The sequence below is a fragment of the Bradyrhizobium cenepequi genome (assembly GCF_020329485.1).
GTDB classification, from domain to species: domain Bacteria; phylum Pseudomonadota; class Alphaproteobacteria; order Rhizobiales; family Xanthobacteraceae; genus Bradyrhizobium; species Bradyrhizobium cenepequi.
The window spans coordinates 24,086-47,303 of sequence record NZ_JAGKJI010000033.1; the positions used below are offsets into that span (position 1 = coordinate 24,086).

The 23,218-nt window shown below is 62.0% G+C and carries 21 protein-coding genes and 1 tRNA gene; 14 read left to right on the top strand and 8 right to left on the bottom strand.

The annotated features are described in order from the left end of the window. Positions 1 to 400 precede the first annotated feature (400 nt). A complete protein-coding gene (locus J6497_RS27795) occupies positions 401 to 1,288 on the bottom strand; it encodes an N-formylglutamate amidohydrolase (protein WP_225707459.1) in 888 nt (295 codons plus the stop codon). 311 nt (positions 1,289 to 1,599) lie between these two features. Here J6497_RS27795 and cpdR point away from each other — a divergent pair, with 311 nt between their 5' ends. After that, positions 1,600 to 1,959: a cell cycle two-component system response regulator CpdR gene (gene cpdR / locus J6497_RS27800; protein WP_027583737.1), complete on the top strand. Its 360-nt coding sequence runs from the start codon at positions 1,600 to 1,602 to the stop codon at positions 1,957 to 1,959. 79 nt (positions 1,960 to 2,038) lie between these two features. Further along, positions 2,039 to 2,113: transfer RNA gene (locus J6497_RS27805), tRNA-Val, on the top strand. A 961-nt stretch (positions 2,114 to 3,074) separates the two neighbouring features. Here J6497_RS27805 and J6497_RS27810 read toward each other — a convergent pair. Next, entirely contained in the window at positions 3,075 to 3,365 is a 291-nt protein-coding gene (locus J6497_RS27810; RefSeq protein WP_225707460.1) for a PilZ domain-containing protein, read from the bottom strand. Between the two features lie 660 nt (positions 3,366 to 4,025). On the opposite strand from J6497_RS27810, the gene J6497_RS27815 reads away from it, so the two are divergent. After that, positions 4,026 to 4,730: an energy transducer TonB family protein gene (locus tag J6497_RS27815; protein WP_225707461.1), complete on the top strand. Its 705-nt coding sequence runs from the start codon at positions 4,026 to 4,028 to the stop codon at positions 4,728 to 4,730. Positions 4,731 to 4,944: 214 nt separating this feature from the next. On the opposite strand, the gene J6497_RS27820 is transcribed toward J6497_RS27815, so the two are convergent. Then, on the bottom strand, positions 4,945 to 5,769 hold the full coding sequence (locus tag J6497_RS27820) for a glutathione S-transferase C-terminal domain-containing protein (RefSeq protein ID WP_312010373.1): 825 nt from the start codon (positions 5,767 to 5,769) through the stop codon (positions 4,945 to 4,947). A gap of 183 nt (positions 5,770 to 5,952) precedes the next feature. After that, positions 5,953 to 6,438: a hypothetical protein gene (locus J6497_RS27825; protein WP_225707462.1), complete on the bottom strand. Its 486-nt coding sequence runs from the start codon at positions 6,436 to 6,438 to the stop codon at positions 5,953 to 5,955. 213 nt (positions 6,439 to 6,651) lie between these two features. Between J6497_RS27825 and J6497_RS27830 the strand changes: the two genes are divergently transcribed. The 3 genes from J6497_RS27830 (at position 6,652) to J6497_RS27840 (ending at position 9,452) form a co-directional block, all read left to right on the top strand. Then, positions 6,652 to 7,716: an amidohydrolase family protein gene (locus tag J6497_RS27830; RefSeq protein ID WP_225707463.1), complete on the top strand. Its 1,065-nt coding sequence runs from the start codon at positions 6,652 to 6,654 to the stop codon at positions 7,714 to 7,716. Between the two features lie 207 nt (positions 7,717 to 7,923). Beyond that, a complete protein-coding gene (locus J6497_RS27835; protein ID WP_225707464.1) occupies positions 7,924 to 9,036 on the top strand; it encodes an amidohydrolase family protein in 1,113 nt (370 codons plus the stop codon). Between the two features lie 2 nt (positions 9,037 to 9,038). Continuing rightward, the gene (locus J6497_RS27840; protein WP_225707465.1) at positions 9,039 to 9,452 is read left to right on the top strand and encodes a Rieske (2Fe-2S) protein; all 414 of its coding nucleotides are present in this window, start codon (positions 9,039 to 9,041) and stop codon (positions 9,450 to 9,452) included. A gap of 87 nt (positions 9,453 to 9,539) precedes the next feature. Here the strand turns inward: J6497_RS27840 and J6497_RS27845 are convergent, their stop codons facing one another. Further along, on the bottom strand, positions 9,540 to 10,151 hold the full coding sequence (locus J6497_RS27845; protein ID WP_225707466.1) for a TetR/AcrR family transcriptional regulator: 612 nt from the start codon (positions 10,149 to 10,151) through the stop codon (positions 9,540 to 9,542). A 230-nt stretch (positions 10,152 to 10,381) separates the two neighbouring features. On the opposite strand from J6497_RS27845, the gene J6497_RS27850 reads away from it, so the two are divergent. Then, on the top strand, positions 10,382 to 11,437 hold the full coding sequence (locus tag J6497_RS27850) for a hypothetical protein (protein ID WP_225707467.1): 1,056 nt from the start codon (positions 10,382 to 10,384) through the stop codon (positions 11,435 to 11,437). Continuing rightward, a complete protein-coding gene (locus J6497_RS27855) occupies positions 11,437 to 12,636 on the top strand; it encodes a hypothetical protein (RefSeq protein WP_225707468.1) in 1,200 nt (399 codons plus the stop codon). Before J6497_RS27850 ends, J6497_RS27855 begins: the two co-directional genes overlap by 1 nt. Before the next feature lie 42 nt (positions 12,637 to 12,678). Here J6497_RS27855 and J6497_RS27860 read toward each other — a convergent pair whose 3' ends face one another. Both J6497_RS27860 and J6497_RS27865 read right to left on the bottom strand, forming a co-directional pair. Beyond that, the gene (locus J6497_RS27860; protein ID WP_225707469.1) at positions 12,679 to 13,302 is read right to left on the bottom strand and encodes a hypothetical protein; all 624 of its coding nucleotides are present in this window, start codon (positions 13,300 to 13,302) and stop codon (positions 12,679 to 12,681) included. A gap of 147 nt (positions 13,303 to 13,449) precedes the next feature. Further along, positions 13,450 to 14,301: an SDR family NAD(P)-dependent oxidoreductase gene (locus tag J6497_RS27865; protein WP_225707470.1), complete on the bottom strand. Its 852-nt coding sequence runs from the start codon at positions 14,299 to 14,301 to the stop codon at positions 13,450 to 13,452. Between the two features lie 205 nt (positions 14,302 to 14,506). Between J6497_RS27865 and J6497_RS27870 the strand changes: the two genes are divergently transcribed. From J6497_RS27870 to J6497_RS27885, 4 genes are all read left to right on the top strand, one after another. Beyond that, positions 14,507 to 16,003: an aldehyde dehydrogenase family protein gene (locus J6497_RS27870; protein ID WP_225707471.1), complete on the top strand. Its 1,497-nt coding sequence runs from the start codon at positions 14,507 to 14,509 to the stop codon at positions 16,001 to 16,003. Between the two features lie 243 nt (positions 16,004 to 16,246). Next, a complete protein-coding gene (locus J6497_RS27875; RefSeq protein ID WP_225707472.1) occupies positions 16,247 to 17,374 on the top strand; it encodes an alkene reductase in 1,128 nt (375 codons plus the stop codon). Positions 17,375 to 17,483: 109 nt separating this feature from the next. Beyond that, complete coding sequence (locus J6497_RS27880) at positions 17,484 to 17,966, top strand: GFA family protein (protein WP_225707473.1); 483 nt, start codon at positions 17,484 to 17,486, stop codon at positions 17,964 to 17,966. A gap of 209 nt (positions 17,967 to 18,175) precedes the next feature. Continuing rightward, complete coding sequence (locus J6497_RS27885; protein ID WP_225707474.1) at positions 18,176 to 19,660, top strand: serine hydrolase domain-containing protein; 1,485 nt, start codon at positions 18,176 to 18,178, stop codon at positions 19,658 to 19,660. Between the two features lie 214 nt (positions 19,661 to 19,874). On the opposite strand, the gene J6497_RS27890 is transcribed toward J6497_RS27885, so the two are convergent. Continuing rightward, the gene (locus J6497_RS27890; protein ID WP_225707475.1) at positions 19,875 to 20,258 is read right to left on the bottom strand and encodes a rhodanese-like domain-containing protein; all 384 of its coding nucleotides are present in this window, start codon (positions 20,256 to 20,258) and stop codon (positions 19,875 to 19,877) included. Between the two features lie 585 nt (positions 20,259 to 20,843). On the opposite strand from J6497_RS27890, the gene J6497_RS27895 reads away from it, so the two are divergent. Further along, the gene (locus J6497_RS27895) at positions 20,844 to 21,257 is read left to right on the top strand and encodes a cupin domain-containing protein (RefSeq protein ID WP_225707476.1); all 414 of its coding nucleotides are present in this window, start codon (positions 20,844 to 20,846) and stop codon (positions 21,255 to 21,257) included. 371 nt (positions 21,258 to 21,628) lie between these two features. After that, positions 21,629 to 23,062 (top strand): sensor histidine kinase, encoded by a 1,434-nt coding sequence (locus J6497_RS27900; RefSeq protein ID WP_225707477.1) that lies wholly within the window; start codon positions 21,629 to 21,631, stop codon positions 23,060 to 23,062. Positions 23,063 to 23,218 lie beyond the last annotated feature (156 nt).

The window sequence follows — 23,218 nt, forward strand, 5'->3', positions numbered from 1 at the left end:
GGCTCGTCGCTGGCATTTTGAATGCCGCGATGCTGTCCCGGTGCCGCTATGAATTTTGGTACTAGGTGCATCACGAAATCGGGAGGCTGCAGCTTAAGGATGGCATTATTGGTTCATTTCTTCATGAAGATGTTGAAAGAAAACGACAAAATTCGACTTTAGCCCTGTGTTGCGGGTCTGCAAGCCCTGCGGATATTGCATGGGAAATGAATCTAAAACCGCTTGCGTTTTGTGCGGCGCGGCCGCATATTGTTGCGGTGCGGTAGCGCCTCGCGCTATCGCTGCCCTCCTTGGGCGTTTCCTCCCTAGACTTGGGCCGCTTGTTCATTCAAGCGGCCCTTTTTTCTTTTGTGGTTCTCGCTGTCATTCAGGGCACTCGTCCCGAAATGACGTTGAACGGCTACTCCGCCGCCGCCTGGAACGGACCGAGGTCGCCGAGCGGAACTTCCGCTAGGGCCTCCGCCAGAGCCGCGAAATCGGCCACCACCTGCGCAAAGCGCGGCCCGCGCTCGCGCCGGCGCTCATCCATGTAGACCGCGCGGTTGAGCTCGAGCTGAACAGTGTGCAGCCCGCTCGCCGGGTTGCCGTAATGCTCGGTGATGAAGCCGCCGGCATAGGGCTTGTTGCGGCCGATCGAGTAGCCAAGCCCGCTCATGGCGTCCTCGACCACATCGGGGAGTACCGGCGCGCAGCTGGTGCCGTAGCGGTCGCCGATCACGATGTCGGACCGCCGCGGCTCGTCCCTGGACACCCCGATCGACGGCATCGAGTGGCAGTCGATCACGACGGCGGTTCCGAATGCCTGGTGCGCCTTGTTGATCAGCCGGCGCAGCGCCCGGTGATAGGGCTTGTACAGCGCCTCGATCCGCGACAGCGCCTCGTCGACATTGAGCCGGTCGCGATAGATCTCCTGGCCGTCGCCGACGACGCGCGGGATCGTGCCAAGCCCGCCGGCGACCCGCATCGAGCGCGTATTGGCAAAGCTCGGAAGCCGGCCTGTGAACATGCGCGGATCGAGCTCATACGGCTCCCGGTTGACGTCGACATAGGAGCGCGGGAAGTGCACCCGCACGACCGGAAAGCCGCGCTCGCTCAAGCCTTCGATCAACTCGTCCATGAACGAATCTTCCGAGCGCCTGAGCGAAGCCAGGTCGATCCTGGAGGCGTTCAGGAATTCGGCCGGATAGACCGAGCCCGAATGCGGTGAGTTGAAGATGATCGGCGCCCGCCAATTGACGGGCTCGACGATCTCGAACGGAGGCGACAATTCACCGACAGGCGTGCTCATCGTCCGGCGCCGTCCCTTCAATTCCGCTGGGGCTTCCAGCACGATTCTGCCGGAAAAACGGAGGTTTTGTGTGCGCGCATTGTCGATAATCGCACCCCTTCTGCCAAGCGAAAAAAAATTGTGAGCTGGACTGGAATGCCTCTTAAGAACGGGAAACGCCCGACGTGATTGATTCGCGTGCCGTTCCGGTCCACAACTAAACTAACCATCGCGTCGGCGGCGCCCGGTCATCTTTCACTCGAAATTTACCGTCTGTCGGGCTTAGTGTGCGGACCGATCCTCCCCAGCCGGGATTCGACGAAATCAACGCCATGCCCAAAATTCTCCTCGCCGAAGACGACAACGACATGCGCCGCTTCCTGGTCAAGGCGCTCGAAAACGCCGGATTCCAGGTCTCCCCGCATGACAACGGCATGTCGGCCTATCAGCGGCTGCGCGAGGAGCCGTTCGAGATGCTGCTCACCGACATCGTGATGCCCGAGATGGATGGCATCGAGCTCGCCCGCCGTGCCTCGGAACTCGATCCCGACATCAAGATCATGTTCATCACCGGTTTCGCGGCCGTCGCCCTGAACTCCGATTCGGAGGCGCCGAAGAACGCCAAGGTGCTGGCAAAGCCCGTCCACCTGCGCGAATTGGTCAGCGAAGTGAACAAGATGCTGGCGGCCTGAGCCGCGGCCAAGATTCGCCTCAAGCATCCTTGCCTGCCCGCCTGGGGTCCGTTATAGGGACCCGACCCAGCCGATTTTCGGGCGCGTAGCTCAGCGGGAGAGCACTACCTTGACATGGTAGGGGTCACAGGTTCGATCCCTGTCGCGCCCACCAGCCTTCGCTCGCGAAGCGAGAGAAGGCTGCCGCGCCGAAGCCCAACAGGCGGGCTTTTGTCCGCGAGCTACGGCTCGGCAAGCCACCTTTTCCTTTCCTTGGGCTCCGCGTGGCGCAGCCATGCGGAGCAGGCCAAGGGCGAAGCGCGTCCGGCGTAGCTTGAACGAAGTGAAAGCGTAGACGGACTGTCGCAGCGGCGGGGTTTCCGATTCAAATGTCAAACAGCTTCTCCGCTGTCATCCGCTGGCTTGACCGGACGATTTAGTATTCCGGTCCAGGTCCAGTAGGATGGGTAGAGCGCAGCGAAACCCATCGCGATGGAGCAAGCCGCCCAAGTGATGGGTTTCGCTGCGCTCTACCCATCCTACGTCTAATTCAAACAGCGGATGTGCGTTCGCGTTCTCGCGGCATGCGGTGCCCGAGCTTTGCATCACTTTTCACCCTCTCATCGTATAGAGGGCGCAGGGAAAGCCGGGTGCCGGTCGCACCCGTGGGCCCCGTGCAACAAAAAGCACGGGGGTAGGACCACAGGTCAACCGGAGCAACACCGGCTTTCCCTGCGCAGTGGTTTACAGCCTACTTCGTGCTCTTCCCGGTGACCGGGCTTTCTTGCCACCGTCATCTCTCGCGCAAACTTGGTTGCGCAAAAAACTTAGCGCCAGCGTCGGGGCGCCAGAACCACACGACTTCGCCGTCCACGGATAGCCACGCTCGTCAGTCGCAACACCCGCGTCCACCGCATCTCACCGCACGTTCGTGACGATCGCGAGCCGCCCCTCATTTCGGGTGAGACGCGCGGAGTTAAATCACTGATTTGCCCGACGACGGAAGCGGAATGTTTTTCGCAGGTTGACTGGACAGGTCAAATCACGTTGGAATCGCTGCAATAATTGGTTTGGTCGCGCGCGCCGATGTTGGCTCTCCATGGCGTGGGCCGCGTCTTCTCGGAATCAGCGGTCGGTCACACCGGTGCTGATGCGGCCTCGGGCTCGCTGTGGAGATATCCTGCAGGAAACACGACGCCGCATTCGTAGCCCCGCCTCCAGACGACGTGGCAGTACGTGCTCGTTTTGAAGCCGTCGAACGACAAGAGGAAGTCGTTGGCGAAGAAGTGAAATGAATTCGAGTACAGACCGGCGCCGCGCATATGGAGATTTCTCACCAGGCAGGGGTGGACGCCTGAAATCCCGCTAAAGGACAGCAATGCGGGCTGGTTCAACTGAATACGTTCAAGGGCACGCCGTTCAATCATGACCGGACGCTCCAATTGATAAAATATCCGCAAGTGAAGTCTCGGAGCACTGCAACTTTCCACCAGTGCGGCTGTCCTAACGCGTGCGCGCATGTCCGTATGGTTAACTGTCGACGCGAAGAAAGCCTGAGCCGGATGGCACAAACCGCATATCCGCGCGAGGCGTGACATTTCTAGCTTCGGTCTGGCACAAAGTGCACTGACGATCCCGCAACAGTTGTGCTTATTTGCGACGCTACTTCCCGCCGATCACACCCGAGCGCCATAGCCCCCGTGGTCGGCCGGGAGAGCCGAGGCGGCCCCGGCGTGATCGCGACTGTTTGCGCCGGGGCAGTCCGCCTGTTCGCCCGCAGGTGCGGAAGTGAGATCGACGCCCTCCTGGCAGTTCGATCTCATCTGGCGGGCCATATTGGTATCCGGCGCCAGTCCGTTTTTAGAGATATGTCACAAAACTTATATAGAGGTAGCCACTGTGTCTTGGCTGAGGGGCTCGGCACGCCCCAAACGATCTGATTGGCCTTCTCTAGAGATGTCCGTACCGCAATTCGATACGTGGTTTATCCGTGGCGTTCTGTTCGCTGGCGTTTGCGACATCGCGAACCTCATGCCTGTCACGGCGAAAGCGCCCGCCACATGAGGAGAGACGGTTCAGATCGTCCGGTGCGCGCGCGTGAGACGGACCAGATAAAGGCTGCGCTCACTGCAGGAGATCCCACCGCGTGGTCCAACGCGGAATTGGCGCGTCTCGTCATCATCCCGGCGCTCGCGGTGCTTTTGTTTGCCGGTGGAATCTATTGGATCAAGGTTCAACAGCCGGCCGCATCATCCCTCGATCAAGGACCGCCATCTACAGTCCAGGTGCGCCTGATTCCTCAACACGAACAGACACCGATCCCGATCGATGCGGCTTCGCAGGCGACGACGGCGAGTGTCGCCCATTCGAACCCGAATGCCGAACAGTTGGATGACGAGGCGAAGGGTGAGGCCGTGGTCAAATCGCCCGACCAGGCGTCGCTGCCTGTCGAACCGAGCATCCCCAGCATCTCACGCCCTTCGGCCGTGACGAATGCGGTGCCGAACAACGCGCTGGTGAAGTTTCAACAAAGCCTGCTCAAGCACATCGCAAGATTTCAGCGATATCCCGCGGCGGCCCACAATAGGCTTCAGGGCACGGTCGAAACGTTCTTTTCGATCGACCGGAAAGGGCGCCTGTTGGCTGTTTGGGTGAAAACAAGCTCCGGTCAGAGACTGCTCGACACCGAGGCGATCGAGACCATCAAGAGGGCGCAGCCCCTTCCATCCATCCCCGCCGAGCTTCCGGATCGCCTCAACGTCCAGGTTCAACTCGCCTTCGATCCATCCTGAGCCGATTCCTCGTAACCTACCCATGATCCACATCCTGATCTTGTCCGGCCAAGTTCCGACATCGCCGTAACTATCGCAACACGTCGCAAGCTCGGAAAGAATGTGATTAGTTGGCGAGCATACAGCCGATGCTCGTGCGGGGACACGGTGGAGGCGGCTCAACGTCCGCCGCTACAAGGCTTGACTGCACGACCATCCGAAGTGAAGCAGCATTCTATCTTTGATCGGTGAACCACTGCCGAGGGTTCAGGCTCAGCCCTTCATCTGCGAGCGCTCTGGCGACCGAAGGCATCTTCTGCATCTGCGCGAGATAGCCGGTGAGCCGCTCCGGCACTTCGATTTCATTCTTGCCAGCCCACATCAGCATCACGACGAGATACGGGTCTGCGATCGTCATTCGATCGCCAACCAGGAACGGCCTGTCGCCAAGCTGCTCGGCGATCGTGGCGAAATGCTTGACCAGCAACTTTCGTGCCTTGTCCCTTTCCGCCTGGGTCGCGTCAGCGTGAAAAAACGGCCTGAAATTGCCGTGGAGTTCGGTGGTCATGAAGGAAGTGGCTTCAAGCGCGCGCCAACGGTCGAGACCGTCGCCCGGAAGCAGGGCGCCTGCTTGGTGGGCGATGTAGACAAGAATGGCGAGATTTTCGGTAAGGACACTCCCGTCGTCGAGTTCCAGCGCGGGAATGAAACCCTTTGGGTTTATCATCGTGAAGTCGCGTCCATCCTCGGTCCGCTTGCTCCGTTCGACCTTAACAAGCTTGTATGGAAGGCCTGTCTCGATCAGTGCGATGTGATCAGCCAGACTACAGCCTCCAGGAGCGTAATAGAGGATCATGACAGTCTCCGTGCTTGGGGGCGATGGGAAGCTAGGATGTTGACCAGCACGAGGGTTCGTGCATTCGCGTAACAATTTGATTACGGCTCTGAAGAAATCGCCTACAAGCGTAACCTCGGCACTGTCCAGCCGCCGGCACAACCGATGACGTGAAAGATGCGATCGGAATGGGTGGCGTACCCGAATGACCACTTCTGTGCCCAACTCGGACCTCTGGTGAGGTCTGCTATCATGCTGCTCTCAGGGGCACAGCGGACTCCTGCGCACCCTGGTCCATGATCCGACTAGGGGGAATCGGATCATGATCTTTGTTTGAGTATGATCTCCGCGCAAGCGCTTTGCGTTTGTCGCGAGTGAAAACGGTCTCCACCTTTGACGGATCATGCTCTACGGCTGATTCCCCGGCTCGAAAGCGCAGTCGGCGCCGCCGCCCGCCTTCTGCTTGATCACCTTGGGATCGAGCGTGCAGTCGAGCTTCGAAAGCCCTGCGATGTTCGATCCGGCGGTGCCTTCGGCAGGGATGCCTGCCATCAGCATGGTTGCAAACAACTCATTGGCCTCGCGGCCCTTCAGCGCCCGCTTGGCGATCTTGAAGGTGATGTCGCACGAGCGCGACGTGATGTCGACATTGCCAGTGCGGCAGATGATCTTGTCGGCGATGACGGAGATCTTTCCGCCATAGGGAAAATTGGTGTCGCCCTTGAAAAAGGACGCGATGGCCCGCTTGGGCGCGGCGGCGATCGGCGCGTATTGCGCGATCACGGCGGCGAGTGCCAGTGCCCGCGAACCTGACGCGGAGGCCGCCGAAGCGCCACTCGCGCCGGTGATCGAAAGAAGAAAGAGGGTGAGGGCTGCCACTGGTCCAACGCGCATCGTTCCTGCCTCCCGGTCGGTGATCGACCTTTCCTCCACCTGCGTAGCACAGGGAATCTTGCCAGTTGGTGATCTTTCCTGAGTCGCTGTGCTGTGAGGGCAGAGCGGCCCCGCGGCCAGAGCCTTGCATGAGCCTGGAATAGGCGTCACATTGATCGTCGCGACACCAAGATCGCCAAGAACGAATACCAAGAATAAACAACGGGAAACGCCATGGTCGGCACGCGGATCGACTGCGACATCCATCCTGCGGTGGGCGGAACACGCACCACGCTGTTGCCCTATCTCGACGATCACTGGAAAGAGCAGGTGGTGAGCCGGGCGATCGACGGGCTCGACCTCAATTCCTACCCGCCGTCCATGCCGCTGTCCGGCCGCGCCGACTGGCGGCCGGCCGACGGCAGCAAACCGGGCAGCGACCTTGCCATGGTGCAGCGCGGCGCGTTCGATCAGCTCGGCGCAAGCCATGCGATCTGCAACGTGGTCTACGGCGCGGAGGCCGTGTTCGATCCCTATATGGCGGCGGGCTTCTGCAAGGCGATCAACGACTGGATCGCCGCGGAATGGCTTGGCCGGGACAAGCGGCTGCGCGCCTCGATCGTGGTGCCGATGCAGGCGCCGGATCTGGCGGTCGAGGAGATCGAGCGCCGTGCGGCCGACAACCGTTTCGTCTCCATCCTGATGCTTGCGCAAGGCGAGATGCTGCTCGGCCGGCGGCATTACTGGCCGGTCTATCAGGCCGCCGAGAAATACAGGCTGCCGCTCGCGATCCATGCCGGCAGCCAGTATCGGGGCGCGCCAAGCTCGATCGGCTGGCCGTCCTACCGCTATGAATATTATCTGGCCGAAGCCCAGGCCTTCCAGGCGCAGGTCTTGAGCCTGATCTATGAGGGTGTATTCGGCAAGTTTCCGGAGCTGAGAGTGGTGCTGATGGAGTCGGGCGTGAGCTGGCTGCCCGCCTTCATGTGGCGCGCCAACAAGACCTGGCGCGGCGTGCGCGTCGAGGTGCCCTGGGTCGAGCGCGAGCCCGCCGCGATCGTCCGCGACCATGTCCGCGTCACCATGCAGCCGTTCGACGCGGCGCCGGATGCGGCAGGCGTCGCCGACATCATCGAGCAGATCGGCTCCGACAAGATGTTCCTGTTCGCTTCCGACTATCCGCACTGGCAGTTCGACGGCGACGATCCGATTCCGCCGAACCTGCCGAAGAGCCTTGTCGCGCAGATGTGCGTCGACAACCCGCTCGAAACCTTTCCGCGGCTGAAACTCGACGCGTGATGAGATTGGATCGATTTGGCGCCGCATCGACAGTGCCCCACCTCTCCCCGGCGGGGAGAGGTCGGCGCGTAGCGCCGGGTGAGGGGGCGCAGGTCTCACGAGGGAGCGTAACCCCTCACCCGGATCGCATCTTGCGATGCGATCCGACCTCTCCCGCTGGGAGAGGTGAAGTCGGCGTCGGCGAGCAAGTCAACAAAGGAGGATCGCATGAGTGAGGTCATCGACCGCCCCATCCTCGAGCAGGAAAAGACTGCCGCGACGCGGCTGCGCATCATCGATTGCGATGTCCATCCGAGCATCCATGCGCATAGCGACCTCAACGCGTTCCTGCCGAAGCGCTGGCAGGAGCATTTGAAGACCTATGGCAGCCATCTGCGCACGCCCTATATCGGCACCACGCCCTATCCGCGTTCCTCGCCTCTGATCGCACGGCGCGACGCGTGGCCGCCGACCGGCGGCCCGCCGGGCTCCGACCTCGATTTCATGCGCAGGCAGCATCTCGATCCGCTCGATATCGAGTTTGGCATCCTGCAGGTGCTCGACCTCTTCATCTTCTCGCAGCAGAATCTCGAATTCGGCGCCGCGATCCAGCGCGCCATCAATGACTGGCAGCTCGCGTTCTGGTCGCACCGCGATCCCCGCCTGAAGGCGTCTATCCTGGTCGGGCAGGACGACACGCAGCTTGCGATCGAGGAGATCGAACGCTGCGCCAAGACCGGCGAATACATCCAGATCAACGTCTCGCCGCGCGCCAACGAGCCGCTCGGCCGCCGCCGCTACTGGCCGATCTATGCGCGGGCGCAGGAATTAGGCTTGCCGCTCGGCATCCATGTCGGCGGCTATGGCGGGCACGCGCCAACCGGCGGCGGCTGGCCGTCCTATTATTGCGAGGAGCACCAGTCGAACGCGCACACGGTCGCGGCGCAATTGACCAGCCTGGTGCTTGAAGGCGTGCCGGAGCGCTTTCCCAAATTGAAGATCGTGTTCATTGAGGGCGGCTTCGGCTGGATCCCGCCTGCGACCTGGCGGATGGACCAGCATTTCGAACGCTTCCGCAGCGAAGTGCCGCATCTGAAGCGGAAGCCGAGCGAATATGTGAAGGAGCATTTCTGGTTCACGACCCAGCCGATCGACGAGCCGGATGAAGCAAAACATCTGCGCTCCCTGATCGAATGGATCGGCGTCGATCGGCTTCTATTCTCCTCGGACTATCCGCATTGGGACTATGACGACGCGCGCTACGCGTTCAAGACGCCGCTGACTGAGACCGAGCGCCGCAAGATCTTCGACGCCAACGCCCGCGCAGTCTACAAGCTCTGAACATGGCCCGTCACATCGTCGCCCGCACCTCTGACGTCCCGCCCGGCGGCAACAAGGTCGTTGGCGTCGAGGGCCGCGACATCGTCGTGTTCCACGTCAACGGCGAATTCTTCGCGCTGCTGAACCGCTGCCCGCACGAGGGCGCGCCGCTGGCGAAGGCGGCCTGCGTCGCACGCCTGAGCTCGCCGGAGCCCGGCGTCTACCAGCGCGACCGCGTCGGCGAATTGTTGCGGTGCCCGTGGCACGGCTGGGAGTTCGACATGCGCAACGGCCAGAGCTGGTTTGATCCGAAGCGGGTGAAAGTGCGCTCCTATCCGGTTGCGGTCGAGAGCGGCGAGGAGTTGCAGAAGGGGCCATACGTGGCGGAGACGTTCCCGGTGCACGTCGAAGACAATTACGTCGTGGTCGAGGTGTAGTGCCGTAGGGTGGGCTAAGGAGCACAGCGACGTGCCCACCACTACCGATTCCGCTCGCAATGGTGGGCACGCTGCGCTTTGCCCACCCTACGAATTCGCCGTCTTCGTCAACCCCTCGACCATCGCGCGGACGATGGTGGCGACTTCGCTGCGCAGCGCTTCGATCGGCACGGCGATCAGCTTGTGCTCCAATCCCAGTGCGACCATGCCGTGGACGGCGGAGAACAGGCTGCGGGCGGTGACGCTGAGCTGCTCGAGCGAGCGGGCGGGAAAGAGCGCGGCGAGCGGGCGGTAGATGTGGCGGAACATGTCCATCTGCTCGGAGATCGCCCAGTCCGGGACCGACTTGCCCGGCGCCATCCGGTGCTCGAACAATGCGCGCCATAGCTCGAGATTGTCGACCGCGAAATCGCAATAGGCGACCGCGATGCGGACCAACGTGGCGGCCGGATCCGCCGGGCCGTCGCGCTCAGCCGCGGTGAGGACTTTGTCGAGCCGCGTCAGCGTACGCGATCCCACCCGCAGGATCAGTTCGTCGACGTCGTCGACCAAGTTGTAGACCGCGCCATTGGCGATGCCGATCTCGCTGGCGAGATCGCGCGTCTTCAGGCCGGCCAATCCGCTGGCAGCAATCGAGCGCTCTGCCGCCGCGATCAGCCGGTCGCGGTTCTTAGCTCGTCGTTCCAGCGCCTTGGACATCTGCTAACCAATTTCTTGCGCGTTGCCCGCGATATTGAACCACATTGAACCGCGCCCAAGCCGGCGCTACAAAGACATGGTGAGCAATGCTCATAACAGGGAGCAGGCAAATGTTCAAAAACCGTTTTCACGCTTTTCCGCGGCGCGTGTTCTTCCTGCTGTCGATCTCTGGATGAGAGGCTATCTCACCACGAGTGTTGATTGGTGAAGCCCGATAGCGGGGAGGCGGCATGGCGTCTTCTCGGAGTGCAATTTCGGCCTCGCGCTTGCGCGAAGGTTTTGGCAGGGCCGGCGCTGCACTGGCGCGCCTGCCCGGCCACGCCACCTTCTGGCTCAAGGCGTTATCGCAGCCAAATATCGATCTCACCCTGCGGACGCATGCGGGGCTGCGCACGCGGATCGTCGAACGTCCGGGCATCTCGCTGCCGCCGGACGATTTGGAGGCGCTGGTCTCGCAGCTGCGCTCCATCGCCGCCAAGACGCTGCCGCAGCAGAGCCTGACCTACGGCATCTTCTCCGGCAAGCCCGAGCGTCTGGCGCGCGCCATCGTTACGCTGATCTCCGAGGAGGAAACCGGACGGCCGATCGCGTTCAATGCACTGTCGGTGATGGAGATCGATCTTGACGGCGCTCCGATCGAGGTGACGCATCTGGGGCTTGTCATGATCGACCCCGATGTGCGCGGGCAGGGGCTGTCCTGGGTGCTCTACGGCATGACCGCACTGGTGCTGTTCGCGCGCGACGGCTTGCGTCCGAAATGGATTTCCAATGTCACGCAGGTGCCCGCGGTGGTCGGCATGGTCTCTGAGACGTTTTCCGATGTGTATCCGTCGCCGCTATCCGGCGCGCGGCGGAGTTTTGCGCATCTGCAGCTCGCACGCGGGATCATGGCGCATCACCGCGCGGTGTTCGGTGTCGGCGCCGAGGCCGGCTTTGACGATGAACGATTCGTCATCACCAATGCCTATACCGGCGGCTCGGATGCGCTGAAGAAGAGCTTCGAGATTGCGCCAAGGCACCGCAACGAAATCTACAACGAATTCTGCGCCCGCGAGCTCGACTATGTGCGCGGCGATGACGTGCTGCAGCTCGGCCGCATCGATCTGGCCGGCGCCCGGCGCTATCTCATGAGCGAGGTGCCGGGAGGCTCGCTGCCGGCGCTGATTGCCACCTTGGCCATGCTGGCGCTGCAGCGGCTGGTGCTGCCGTTCTTCTACTGGATGGACGATACGCGTGCGTTCGGCTCGCTGCGGCCGCGTTCTCGCGACGAGAAAGGCAGTCGCTGATGAATCCCGGAATCATCGCCGATTCCATCGTCAATCTCTGCGGCGCGATGGGGCTCTGCGTGGCAATGATGACGTTCTACTGGCGCGACCCGAATAGTCCGCTGACGCGGCGGCTGTTGTTCGCGCTCGGCGTGATCGCGCTCCTGTTCCTGGTGCGCGGTGTGGCGTGGTGGAGCGGCAGCGACGTGCTGGATCGCCTTTCGCTCGTTCCGGCGGCGCTGATCCCGCTCGGCGCGCTGGTTGTGACCGAGGGCATGCTGCGGCGGCATGCGCCGCGCGTGGTGAAGATGCTGGCCGTGCTCGGCGGCATCCTGCTCGGCCTTGGCGGCGCGCTCGGGCTCGCCCGGTTCACGACGGCCTATGGCGCCTCGCTGTCGCTGTTCCAGCTTGCGGGCTTCATCGTCTGCGCCTTATTGCTCGCGCGCCGCGACCGCGCATCGTTGATGGCGTCCGAAAACCGCAGTATTGGACGCCTCGCGGCCGGCGCGCTGATCGTGATTCCGTTCGTGATCACGGATTTCCGCACGCTGTTTCCGGACATCCCGGTCCGGCTCGGTGCGCTCGGCGCGCTGCTCACCGTGACCGTGATCCTGATCGCGGGCGGCGGCGCCGAGACGCGGCGTCACGGGCTGACGCTAATGGCCTTGCGGCTTGGCAGCGCTGCGCTGCTGGGCATCGCCGCCGCCTTCATCGCCAATGATGTCGATGCGGCGCAGATCATGCGTTTCTGCGCGGTCGCGATCGCAGGCGTGCTCACGATCGCCCTGATGACGGATACGCTGCGGGCGGTGTTCGAGGCGGAGGAGCCGGGGGTGTTGAATGCGGCTGCGGCGTCCCCGGCGAGGACACGTGACGAGCTGATCGCCGAACTGGCGCGGCATCCGATTTTCGAGCATGCCCGGCGCTACCGCGAGGTCGAGCTCGCCAGCTACGATCCGCTGCTGCTGCGCGAGTTCTTCGCGACACAGCGGGTGCTGCGCCGGTCCGACGCGCCCTGGGGATATCAGTCTGATGACCCCGCGGTCGAGCGCGTGCTGTCGCTGGTCACGGCGAGCAGCGCCACGCATGTGATCGTGCTCTCGCACGATCCGATCGACCTGATCGTGCTCGCCGTGCCCGTCACATCAGCCGACCCCGCTACTGAGACCGCGCTCGCATTGGTGCGGCGGCTGCTGGCGCTGACGCCGGAGAAAGTTTGAGGCCGGCGGAGATTGCCGGCCTCATGGTTTTGCGACGAGCCATCAGCCGCAGACCTGCACCGGCTGCGTACGCCAGCCGTGCGTGGTGTGGATACGACGGTTTGTGACGTAGCAATTGCCGTTGTCGTAATAGGTATCGCCGTAGCCATAATACGGATAGTCGTAGCCGTACGGAGAGTCGTAGGCATAGTCGTCATAATAATACGGCGAATACAGGCCGAGGCCAAAGCCTGTGCCGAAGGCGAAGCGCCGTCCATGGAAACCGCGGCCGTGGAAGCCGCCACCATGGAATCCGCCGAAGCCGTGATGAAAGCCGCCGAAGCCGTTGTGGAAGCCTCCGCCGGCAAATCCGCCGTGGAATCCACCGACGCCGCCATGGAATCCACCACCGCCAAATCCGCTGCCATGGAATCCGCCACCGCCAAATCCGCTGCCATGGAATCCGCCACCGCCAAATCCGCCGCCATGGAATCCACCGCCACCAAATCCACCACCGCGGAAGCCACCGCCGCCGCCAAAACCGCCGCCGTGGAAGCCGCCGCCTCCACCAAAGCCGCCACCATGGCCGCCGCCTCCGCCACCACCACGCGCCAACGCCACCGTTGGCGCCGCCGCAAGACCAACCGATGCAGCCGCCAACAATGCGATAACCATCTTGCGTAACATCACACCACTCCGTCAGAATCGCACCCAGCCCGCGATACTGATGAAGTGGCGATCATTCGGAAGATCGCGACGCGCGCGCCGCTCAACTCCGCGCGAGACTTTCTAAATTCCAGTTTACAGACGGCGCACGATCGCGTGTGCTCGCACTCATGTGTTCTTCACGAACGCGGCAAATGCATCCGCATAATCCGGATGCCAGCGCGAGAGCGCGGGACGGTTCTCGACGATGTCGGAGGCCGCCCAGAGGATTCGCCGCTCGTCGAGCTGGCGCGGCACGTCATTGTCGGGACAAAGAATGTAGAAGTCGCCCGCGTCCAGCCGCTCGATCATGAAGTCGATCGTCTGCTCCGCCGTCCAGGCGCTGGCCGGTTTCTCGGCGCGGCCGCGTGCGGTCAGGCCCGTGAAGACGAAACCGGGGATGAGCAGATGCGCGCTGAGGCGGCAGCCGGGCGTGTTGCGCAATTCATGCTGCAACGCCTCGGTGAAGGCTTTCACGCCGGCCTTGGATACGTTGTAGGCGGGATCGCCCGGCGGCGTGGTGATGCCCTGCTTGGAACCGGTGTTGATGATGAGGCCATCGCGCCCGCGCTCGATCATGCGCGGCACGAAGGCATGCGTGCCGTTGATGATGCCCCACAGATTGACGCCGAGAATCCGCTGCCAGTTCTCGCGCGGACCGAACATCTGGCTGCCCGGCTGGATGCCAGCATTGTTCATCAGGACGTCGGCGCCGCCGAACCGCTGCTGGACCGCGCTTTCCAGCTTGACGAGATCCTCGAAGCGGCTGACGTCGACGGTTTCGGTCATGATGCTGTCGGCGCCGCCGGGCGCGACCGATGACAGTTTTGTGGCGGCATCCTTCAGGCTGTTCGCACTGACATCGGCGACACAGACCTTCATGCCCGAAGCGGCGAAGCGCATGGCGGCAGCGAGCCCGATGCCGGACGCGCCTCCGGTGATCACGGCGACATGGTCTGGCGACATGGTGGGATGAGGCATGGTCTGTCTCCGACAAATATGTGGCAGGGTTCTCTAGGCTAACACGGCGGGCTCGCCATGCACGAAGCTGCATGGGAGGCTTTCATTGCTGCGCTGCCCGCAATCAAGCCGGCTGCTTTACGGATTCGCCCCACCGTTGTAGAGTTCCGCATATAACGGTTTTGGAATCCTTCGAAATTCGAGGCAACATCAAGGGAGTGCAAACATGGCTGTCACGCAGGCAATTCCGCTCACGCGTCATCCCTATGCAGACGGTTCCTACAAGAAGATGCTGATCGACGGCCAATGGGTCGATGCCGCCTCCGGTAAAAAGTTCGAGACCCACAATCCCGCGACCGGCGAATTGCTCGCGACAGTGGCCGAAGGCGATGCGGAAGATATCAACCGCGCGGTGACTGCGGCGCGCCGCGCCTTCGAGGGTCCGTGGAGCCAGGTCAAGCCGTTCGAGCGGCAGAACATGCTGCTCAAGCTTGCCGATCTCGTCGAGAAGAACTTCGACGAACTTTCCGAACTCGACACGCTCGATATGGGCGCGCCGATCAGCCGCACCCGCGGCAACCGCCTGCGCGTGCTCGGCATGCTGCGCTATTACGCCGGCCAGGCGACCGCGCTGCATGGCGAGACCATCGAGAACTCGCTGCCGGGCGAGATCTTCTCCTATACCTTGAAGGAGCCGGTCGGCGTGGTCGGGGCGATCATTCCCTGGAACGGACCGCTCGCGGCAACCGTCTGGAAGATCGGTCCGGCGATCGCGACCGGCTGCACGGTGGTGCTGAAGCCCGCCGAGGAAGCGCCGCTGACGTCGCTGCGGCTTGCCGAGCTCTGCATGGAAGCCGGCATTCCGCCTGGAGTCGTCAACGTCGTGCCGGGCTATGGCGAGACTGCGGGCGCGGCGCTCTCCTCACACCCCGGCGTCGACAAGGTCGCCTTCACCGGCTCGCATATCACGGGACAAGCGATCGTGCGGGCCTCGGCCGGCAACCTCAAGCGCGTCTCGCTCGAGCTCGGCGGCAAGTCGCCCGACATCGTGTTCGCCGATGCCGATCTCGATCAGGCGGTGCCGGGCGCGGCAATGGCGGTGTTCGCCAATTCCGGCCAGATCTGCAGCGCCGGTACGCGCCTCTTTGTCGAGCAGAAGATCTATGACGAGTTCGTCGGCCGCGTCGCTGAATTCGGCAAGAAGCTGCAGGTCGGCAACGGCATCGATCCGAACACGCAGATCGGCCCCCTGGTGTCGCAGCAGCAGATGGACCGTGTCAGTGGCTATCTCGAGATCGGCCAGAAGGAGGGCGCGAGAGCGCTTGCCGGCGGCGCGCGGCTGACCGAAGGGCCATTGGCAAAAGGCTATTTCGTGCAGCCGACGGTGTTCGCCAATGTGCAAGATAATATGCGCATCGCGCAGGAGGAGATCTTCGGGCCCGTCATCTCCGCGATCGCCTTCAAGGACACCGACGAACTGATCAAACGCGCCAATGCCACGATGTTCGGGCTCGGCAGTGGCGTCTGGACCACCAATGTCAGCAAGGCGCATCAGGTCGCCCGCGCGCTACGTGCCGGCTCGGTCTGGGTCAACTGCTACCAGACGATGGACCCGGCGGTGCCGTTCGGCGGCTACAAGATGAGCGGCTATGGCCGCGAGTCCGGCAAGCAGCACCTTGAGGAATATCTCAACGTCAAGGCGGTCTGGATCAAGACGGCCTGAGACGTGTTCACCTCTCCCGCTTGCGGGAGAGGTCGGCGCACCCGGATCGGCGCTTCGCGCCGTCCGAGTACAGGCTCCGCGCCGGGTGAGCGGCTCTCTCCACTCCGGGAGTCCCTATGCGGAGACACCCTCACCCCAGCCCTCTCCCGCAAGCGGGAGAGGGAGTCTACTCGCCACTTGCTTTTCAGCGGCGCGCGCCTCCCCTATAGTGCCGGCAACGACAACACAAAATTTGGGGCAGGCATGAAATTCCCGTCGCTGTTCTCTCCTCTCAAGGTTGGTCCCTATCAGCTTCAGCACCGCGTGGTGATGGCACCCTTGACGCGGATGCGCGCGGAAAAGCCCTCGCTCGCACCGCGGCCGCTGAATGTGGAATATTATGCCCAGCGCGCCACGCCGGGTGGTCTGATCATCGCGGAAGCCTCGCCGGTCGTGAACACCGGGTTCGGCAGCCCCGGCATTCCCGGCATCTACAGCGAACAGCAAATTGCCGGCTGGCGGAAAGTGGTCGATGCCGTGCACGCCAAGGGTGGCATCATCTTCCTGCAGCTCTGGCATGTCGGGCGCGTTTCGCATTCCTCGTTCCAGCCGGGTGGCGCGCTGCCGGTCGCGCCATCAGCGGTGGCGATCTCCTCTGAGTTCAAGGCGATGACGGCGGAGGGTAAGGTGGTCGAGTATGAGACGCCGCGCGCGCTCGAGACCAGCGAGATTCCCGGTGTGATCGACGCCTACCGCGAGGGCGCGAAGAACGCGCTGAAGGCTGGCTTCGACGGCGTCGAGATTCATGGCGCCAATGGCTATCTGATCGAGCAGTTCCTGCAGTCGCGCAGCAACCTGCGCACCGACCAATATGGCGGCTCGATCGAGAACCGCGTGCGCTTCCTGATGGACGTGACCAAGGCTGTGATCGAGGTCTGGGGTGCGAACCGCGTCGGCGTGCGGCTGTCGCCTTACGGTATTGCCAACGGCAGCGGCGAGGCGGACCCGATGCCGCTTTACAGTCACGCCATCAAGTCGCTCGATCCGCTCGGGCTCGCCTATCTGCACTTCATCGAGCCGCGCTCCTCGGGCGCCGGCCGCGCCGAGGTCAATCACCAGAACGTGCCGTCGGCGATGGTGCTGTACCGCCCAATGTGGAGCGGCGTCCTGATCACCGCCGGCGGCTTCACCGGCGAGACTGCGGATGCCGCAATCGCCGCGGGACATGCGGATGCGATCGCCTTCGGCCGCATCTTCATCTCCAATCCGGATCTGCCGCGACGGTTGCGGCGCGCCTATCCGATAACGCCGTATAACCGCGCCACCTTCTATGGTGGCGAGCAGAAGGGATATACGGATTATCCCGCGCATGACGAGATGGCGCAGGCGTAAGGCATTCGTTGTTGCGAGCGAAGCGAAGCAATCCTTGTCTCCGCGGGAGGAGAGATGGATTGCTTCGTCGCTTCGCTCCTCGCAATGACGGAAGAGACGGAAAACCGAGATGGCCAAAGCAGCCGCTGCAGGAGGTATCGCGTCGGGCCAATGCCTGTGCGGCGCAGTGCGGTTTGAGATCGACACGCCGGCGCGCTGGGCGTGGCATGATCATTCCGCGCCAAGCCGCCGTGCGCATGGCGCGGCCTATGCGACCTATGTCGGGAGCTGGCGCAAGCGGTTCCGCATCACCGCGGGCGAGGATGCGATCACGCGCTACGAGGATCAGGCGACGAAGACCGTGCGCAGCTTCTGCGCGACCTGCGGGACGCCCTTAACTTACGAACGCGCCCGCTCGCCGCACATGGTGAACATTCCGCGCGCGCTGTTTTCGGGGCGCACCGGCCGGCAGCCGCTCTATCACATCGCCATCGAAGAATTGCAGGAGTGGACTTATACCGGCGAGCCGCTGGTGCCGCTGAAGGGTTACCCCGGCGTGGTCTGGCAACGCTCGAAAAAGAAGAAGCGATCCGATCGCGAGGGGATGTTCTAGGGCGTGTACTCATAAGGAGTGCCGATGGGCATGGCATTTCCGCATCACCCTCGGAATCGGACATCCGGGCTTGCCTTCAGCCGGTCTGCTTTGGGGCCACGCGCGGACATTGGCTGCTCTGCGTAGTCACGCACCGGAGCAGCCTATCCTTCCCCGTGAAATGCGATAGCATTCGTAGCCTACGAAAGTCTTTTGATCGGGAGGTGGCCATGACCAGAGCTTTGCTTGCCCTGCTCGTCGCGATTCTGGGCATCTGCATGGCAGCAGCAGGGGAGCCGCTGTCCGCCCAAGATGCTCTCATCGCTCGTGCAAGATCGCTTGAGCTGGACACGCCCTATGTGCCGCCTCCCGGGGATCCGCTGGAGCATCATACGGCGGGGTTTGCCAAGGTCATGTGCTCGGCGGTTTTCATTACGGGACTTGATCCCGAGTTTGCCGCCGAAAATGTGGGATATTTCACGAGCCCCTACGCGGAACGGGCAAAAGTCGGCAAACCGGTGATCGATCGCGCCAACCAGGCCGTTCACATCACGCTTCCCTATGGAATTGCGCGCACCGCAAAATATCTCGGCTCTCAAGGCTGCGTCACACTGCCGGTCGGCGAAACGACCGTGAAGTTCAAGCCGGTTGCCGTGAAGAGCGGGTTGCCGGACCCTGCCACGCAGCGATGGCCGATGGGCGACGTGGTGGGCGATGAGCCACTGCCGCGGGAGATCGACGCGGCGAAGCTTCAGCAGGCCGTGGACGCAGCCTTCGAGCCGGCCGAAGCGATGACCGCGGCTTTTGTGGTCACGTGGAAAGGCCAGCTTATTGCCGAGCGTTACGGTCCAGGCATAACTGCGCACACGCCGCTGGAATCCTGGTCGATGGGCAAGAGCATGATCGCCGCCCTCTTTGGGATTCTCGTGAAACAGGGCAGCTACGACCTCTCGCAGCCGGCACCGATTCCGGAGTGGCAAACGCCGGATGATCCCCGTGCAAAAATCCGGATTGCCGACCTTCTTCACATGTCGAGCGGACTCCGGATCAAAGCGCCGCAGGATCCCGATTACGATCCTTCGGGTCCGTATCCCGACCACGTTTACCTGTACACCGGAGGCATCGATTCCTGTCACTACGCGGCAACGCGCCCATTGCAATGGCCTCCCAACACGATCGGCCGCTACCACAACACGGATCCGGTGATGATCAATTATCTGATCCGACTGGCAGTGGAGAAACGTGGTGAGGATTATCTATCGTTCCCGCAGCGTGCGTTGTTCGACAGGATCGGCATCCGCACGATGGTGATCGAAACCGATCCATTTGGAAACTTTCTCGGGCAGGGATATGATTTGGGGTCCGGACGCGACTGGGCGCGTCTTGGAAATTTGTATCTTCAGGATGGTGTTTGGAACGACGAACGGATTCTTCCAGAGGGCTATGTCAAATTCGCGAGCACGCCTGCGCCTGCCTGGAAAGCCGACGGGCAGCCGATCTATGGCGCCTTCTTCTGGATCAACGGTAACGGCACGTTTCCGGTACCGAAGGATGCCTATTACATGGCAGGCGCAGGTGGGCAGACCACGCTCATTATTCCGTCGCACGATCTAACCGTCGTGCGCATGGGGCACTACAAGGGTGCCGCGCCTGGAGCGGCGAGCTTCAGGAAAGCGCTTGCACTCCTGATGCAGGCAGTACCAAAGAGCGATTAACGTGTGCGAAGACCACCGCCATTCGGATCGCGCTCTGATGTAATTCGAGCGGGTTCGAGCGGGTTCGAGCAGCGAGCGCGTTTACGAGGCAGCCGACGCCAGCTCTGAGTCAAAAGCGCCGTTTTGAAAGCCGGCAAGTTCCGGTCTACCACGATAATCAGACGATTCGAGAGCCATGCCGGCCTTCGCGTTAGGGCCCAGGAGCAGACATTCCTTACGTCGCCGATTCCGCCTCAATCCCCGCTTCGGCAAGTTCTTTGAACCCCCCAATGTTGAAAACCTTCGTATAACCCATCTCCTGAAGGGCTTTTCCGGCAAGTGCAGAACGACCACCTGACGCACAATGCAAAAGGATCGTCTTGTCTTTGTTGAACGCTGGATTGTAATAGGGGCTTTCGGGGTCGGCGCGAAACTCCAACATGCCGCGTGACACGTTCAGAGCACCTTTGAGCTTACCTGTTTGCTGAACCTCGGTCGGATCACGAACATCGACGACCAGCACCTCCGGCGACCGCAGTTTCTCAGCCGCTTCAGCAGGAGACAACTTCGGGACTACAGCATTCGCTTCCGCCAACATCTGCTTCACATTCTGGGGCATCGCTTTCCTCCTCCGGCTAGCCGTTTAGCCGCGACGCGATGGTATACGAAGGAACCTATTCAGTCCAATACGCCTGAGCCGCAGTCAGGGATCCGCGTCCAAAGCGTGAGTTTTGGAGTTTGCAGGAGCGCGCGCCCATCAACCGCGGCGCTCGCATAGCGCTGCGCCCGTCCGACGAGACAGCGGTGAGATACGCTGCGGATCACGCGTTGATTGCGACCGCAACAGCTAGCTGGGACGCTGCATTGGTCAGACGCGGATGACCTGTCCTTTGAGTGAGTAGAGGATTGCGACGACCTCGTTGCGTTCCCCTGAACGTCGGCTCTGGGTCACGAACCGTAATGCTCGCGGCGAGCAAATAACGTCAGTTCTGCCTCCGAGAGACCAGAGCGAGACCTGCCAAATCCGTCGCGATGGGCCAAAAGCAGTCGGCCTCGAGTGCACGCGAGTCCGAAGCGGAAGGCGAACGGCCATCATAACGCGCGGTTATTGACTTCATCGCGTGACGTCATTTCCCATTTGCCGCGCGGAATTTCATGCTTACACGGTACCGGGCTCATCCGGCGCACAATCAGGAGGCTACAAATGTCAGTCCAGAAGCCGGTTCTAACGCCGCCCCACGGTGGCGAGAAGGTGACCACGAGCGGAGGCTCGAGCATCGAGATTAAAGTGGAGAGCAGCCAGTCCGGAGGCGAATATGGCGCTGTCTTGTGGACGGTGCGAGCTGGAGAGGAGCCTCCGATGCACATTCACTCGCGCGAGGACGAGCTAGTCTACGTGGTTGAGGGGCGGCTAATCGCGCGGGTCGGCGATTCCCGCGTTGAGGTGGGGGCAGGCTCATACGCGGCTCTTCCCCGTGGTGTGCCGCATACGATCGAAGTGGTCGGCGACCAAGCGACCCTGCTGGCCACCTACGTGCCGGGTGGGCTGGAGCGTTTGTTGGTGCCCCGGAAAGGCGAGAAGCCCGATCCGGCTGCTTTCGGCGTGACGTTCCCGTAGGGCCGAGGACCACGGCGCGTGGCGTTCGTGACCGTGCGCCCACGCTGGCGCTCGGGACCGCGCCAGATGATCGATTGCACGCGCCGGCCAGGTGCGCGTAACGGCCTCCCAGCTTCAGACCAACCAGCGCATATTTCCGCCTTGGGTCACAAGCGGCGTCTTCACCTGCTGGCGGTCACTTCCGGTCTTCCCGATAAGCAGACAATCTCAGTGTACGCCGGCATGTCTCAAAGGGGGCCATGACCGGACATTTCGTCGGTCACAGAGTGCGAGCACCCGCTAGCTGTTCCGAATAATTGAGACTAGATTAACGTTCTGCGCATGCGACACGATCGGCTAAGTTCATTCGGCCGCGAGTTTCGGACGAAGCCATGATCTCGGATTCCGTGCCTCTGATGACGGCTATCGATCTCCTGATCATAGCAGTTATCGTCTATGGCATATGGCGTTGCCGACTGATCAGTCATGGAAAGCGCTTCGAACGGCCGCGAATCAGCCTGCTGCTCATCAACTTGGGACTGCTGGTTGTTGCTTTATTTTATGCGGCCGACCTCGCGACCATGTACGTGCTTCCGATGGTCACTGGGGTGGGTGAAGCAAGGAAGGCCATGGAGGCTCTTCATCGCGACCTCAACTGGCTGGTCATTCTGTTCGCGATGATTTCCATGTCTATCGGCTTCATCGAACTTCTCGTCGAACTTCAAAGACGGGAGGCGAAAGTGCGTCGCCTGATCGACGCCAACGTCGTCGGTATCTTCATCTGGGGTCCTAACGGTCGGCTCGTTGACGCGAATGAAGCCTTTCTCCGCATTACTGGATACAGCCGCGACGATCTCGTCTCCAAGCGCCTGGGCTGGACGGAATTGACTCCCACCGAAATGCGCAGTGTCGACGAGCAACGCTTGGCCGAGCTAAAGGCGACCCGAGTGGTCCATCCCTACGAGACAGAATACGTCCAAAGGAACGGTGGCCGCGTGCCGGTACTGGTCGGAATGGCGATGTTCGAAGAAGCGTCAGAGGAAGGTGTTGCCTTCGTGCTCGACCTGACCGCTCAGAAGAGAGCCGAACGGGCATACACTCAGGCACAGATGGAACTCGCGCACGCGAACCGCGTCGCAACGATGAGCCACCTGACGGCATCGATTGCCCACGAAATCAAGCAGCCGCTCGCAGCGGTCGTCGCTTGCGCCAACGCCGGCTTGAATTGGCTCCGTGTCCAACCGCCAAATCTGGACGAGGCCAGGCAAGCGTTCGACGCTATCGTGCAGGCGGGCCTCCGGACCAGCGACGTCATCGACCGGACACGCGCGCTGGTCAAGAAGGCCCCTCCGCGAAGGGACGCATTGGCTATCAACGAAATGATCCTCGAGGTCGTTGCACTGACCCGACTCGAAGCGGCCAAGAACCATGTTTCCGTTCAGACGCAGCTTGCCGAGGGGCTGCCGCCTGTTCAAGGGGATCGAGTCCAACTGCAACAAGTCGTCCTCAACCTGATTGTCAATGCCGTCGAAGCGATGAGCGGCTCAGACGAAGGGACGCGACAGCTGCTAATCAACGCGGACAGAGCCGACCAGAAAGAAATACGAATCGCGGTGCAGGATTCGGGCCCCGGCATGGCGCCCGAGAGCATCGATCATCTCTTTGATCCCTTCTACACGACCAAGTCGAGCGGTTTGGGAATGGGTCTCTCGATCTGCCGCTCAATCATTGAGGCGCACGAAGGACGATTGTGGGCAACCGGGGCCGAGCCCAAAGGGGCTGTTTTTGCCTTCACGTTGCCTGTGCGCCCGGACAATCGGTTGTGATCTGCCTGCGCCGTCTCTGATTACCATCCGCGCAGAGCGCGGGCCGACGCGAAGGCCCGATACGGGTCAAAAGGCGAAATTCCGCGATGACCAGCGCATGTCTGCTTTAGCTCCAAAAGCGAACATCTGTCGTTTTATGGGTACAGGCCCTAGCCA

What these genes read in the sequence shown, in the direction of transcription:
- J6497_RS27895 (WP_225707476.1), top strand. Translation starts at nt 20,844, where the DNA reads ATGTCAGTCCAGAAGCCGGTTCTAACGCCGCCCCACGGTGGCGAGAAG.
- J6497_RS27845 (WP_225707466.1), bottom strand. Translation starts at nt 10,151, where the DNA reads ATGTCCAAGGCGCTGGAACGACGAGCTAAGAACCGCGACCGGCTGATC.
- J6497_RS27855 (WP_225707468.1), top strand. Translation starts at nt 11,437, where the DNA reads ATGAATCCCGGAATCATCGCCGATTCCATCGTCAATCTCTGCGGCGCG.
- J6497_RS27810 (WP_225707460.1), bottom strand. Translation starts at nt 3,365, where the DNA reads ATGATTGAACGGCGTGCCCTTGAACGTATTCAGTTGAACCAGCCCGCA.
- J6497_RS27825 (WP_225707462.1), bottom strand. Translation starts at nt 6,438, where the DNA reads ATGCGCGTTGGACCAGTGGCAGCCCTCACCCTCTTTCTTCTTTCGATC.
- J6497_RS27835 (WP_225707464.1), top strand. Translation starts at nt 7,924, where the DNA reads ATGAGTGAGGTCATCGACCGCCCCATCCTCGAGCAGGAAAAGACTGCC.
- J6497_RS27860 (WP_225707469.1), bottom strand. Translation starts at nt 13,302, where the DNA reads ATGTTACGCAAGATGGTTATCGCATTGTTGGCGGCTGCATCGGTTGGT.
- J6497_RS27885 (WP_225707474.1), top strand. Translation starts at nt 18,176, where the DNA reads ATGACCAGAGCTTTGCTTGCCCTGCTCGTCGCGATTCTGGGCATCTGC.
- J6497_RS27795 (WP_225707459.1), bottom strand. Translation starts at nt 1,288, where the DNA reads ATGAGCACGCCTGTCGGTGAATTGTCGCCTCCGTTCGAGATCGTCGAG.
- J6497_RS27880 (WP_225707473.1), top strand. Translation starts at nt 17,484, where the DNA reads ATGGCCAAAGCAGCCGCTGCAGGAGGTATCGCGTCGGGCCAATGCCTG.
- cpdR (WP_027583737.1), top strand. Translation starts at nt 1,600, where the DNA reads ATGCCCAAAATTCTCCTCGCCGAAGACGACAACGACATGCGCCGCTTC.
- J6497_RS27865 (WP_225707470.1), bottom strand. Translation starts at nt 14,301, where the DNA reads ATGCCTCATCCCACCATGTCGCCAGACCATGTCGCCGTGATCACCGGA.
- J6497_RS27850 (WP_225707467.1), top strand. Translation starts at nt 10,382, where the DNA reads ATGGCGTCTTCTCGGAGTGCAATTTCGGCCTCGCGCTTGCGCGAAGGT.
- J6497_RS27890 (WP_225707475.1), bottom strand. Translation starts at nt 20,258, where the DNA reads ATGCCCCAGAATGTGAAGCAGATGTTGGCGGAAGCGAATGCTGTAGTC.
- J6497_RS27900 (WP_225707477.1), top strand. Translation starts at nt 21,629, where the DNA reads ATGATCTCGGATTCCGTGCCTCTGATGACGGCTATCGATCTCCTGATC.
- J6497_RS27875 (WP_225707472.1), top strand. Translation starts at nt 16,247, where the DNA reads ATGAAATTCCCGTCGCTGTTCTCTCCTCTCAAGGTTGGTCCCTATCAG.
- J6497_RS27840 (WP_225707465.1), top strand. Translation starts at nt 9,039, where the DNA reads ATGGCCCGTCACATCGTCGCCCGCACCTCTGACGTCCCGCCCGGCGGC.
- J6497_RS27870 (WP_225707471.1), top strand. Translation starts at nt 14,507, where the DNA reads ATGGCTGTCACGCAGGCAATTCCGCTCACGCGTCATCCCTATGCAGAC.
- J6497_RS27830 (WP_225707463.1), top strand. Translation starts at nt 6,652, where the DNA reads ATGGTCGGCACGCGGATCGACTGCGACATCCATCCTGCGGTGGGCGGA.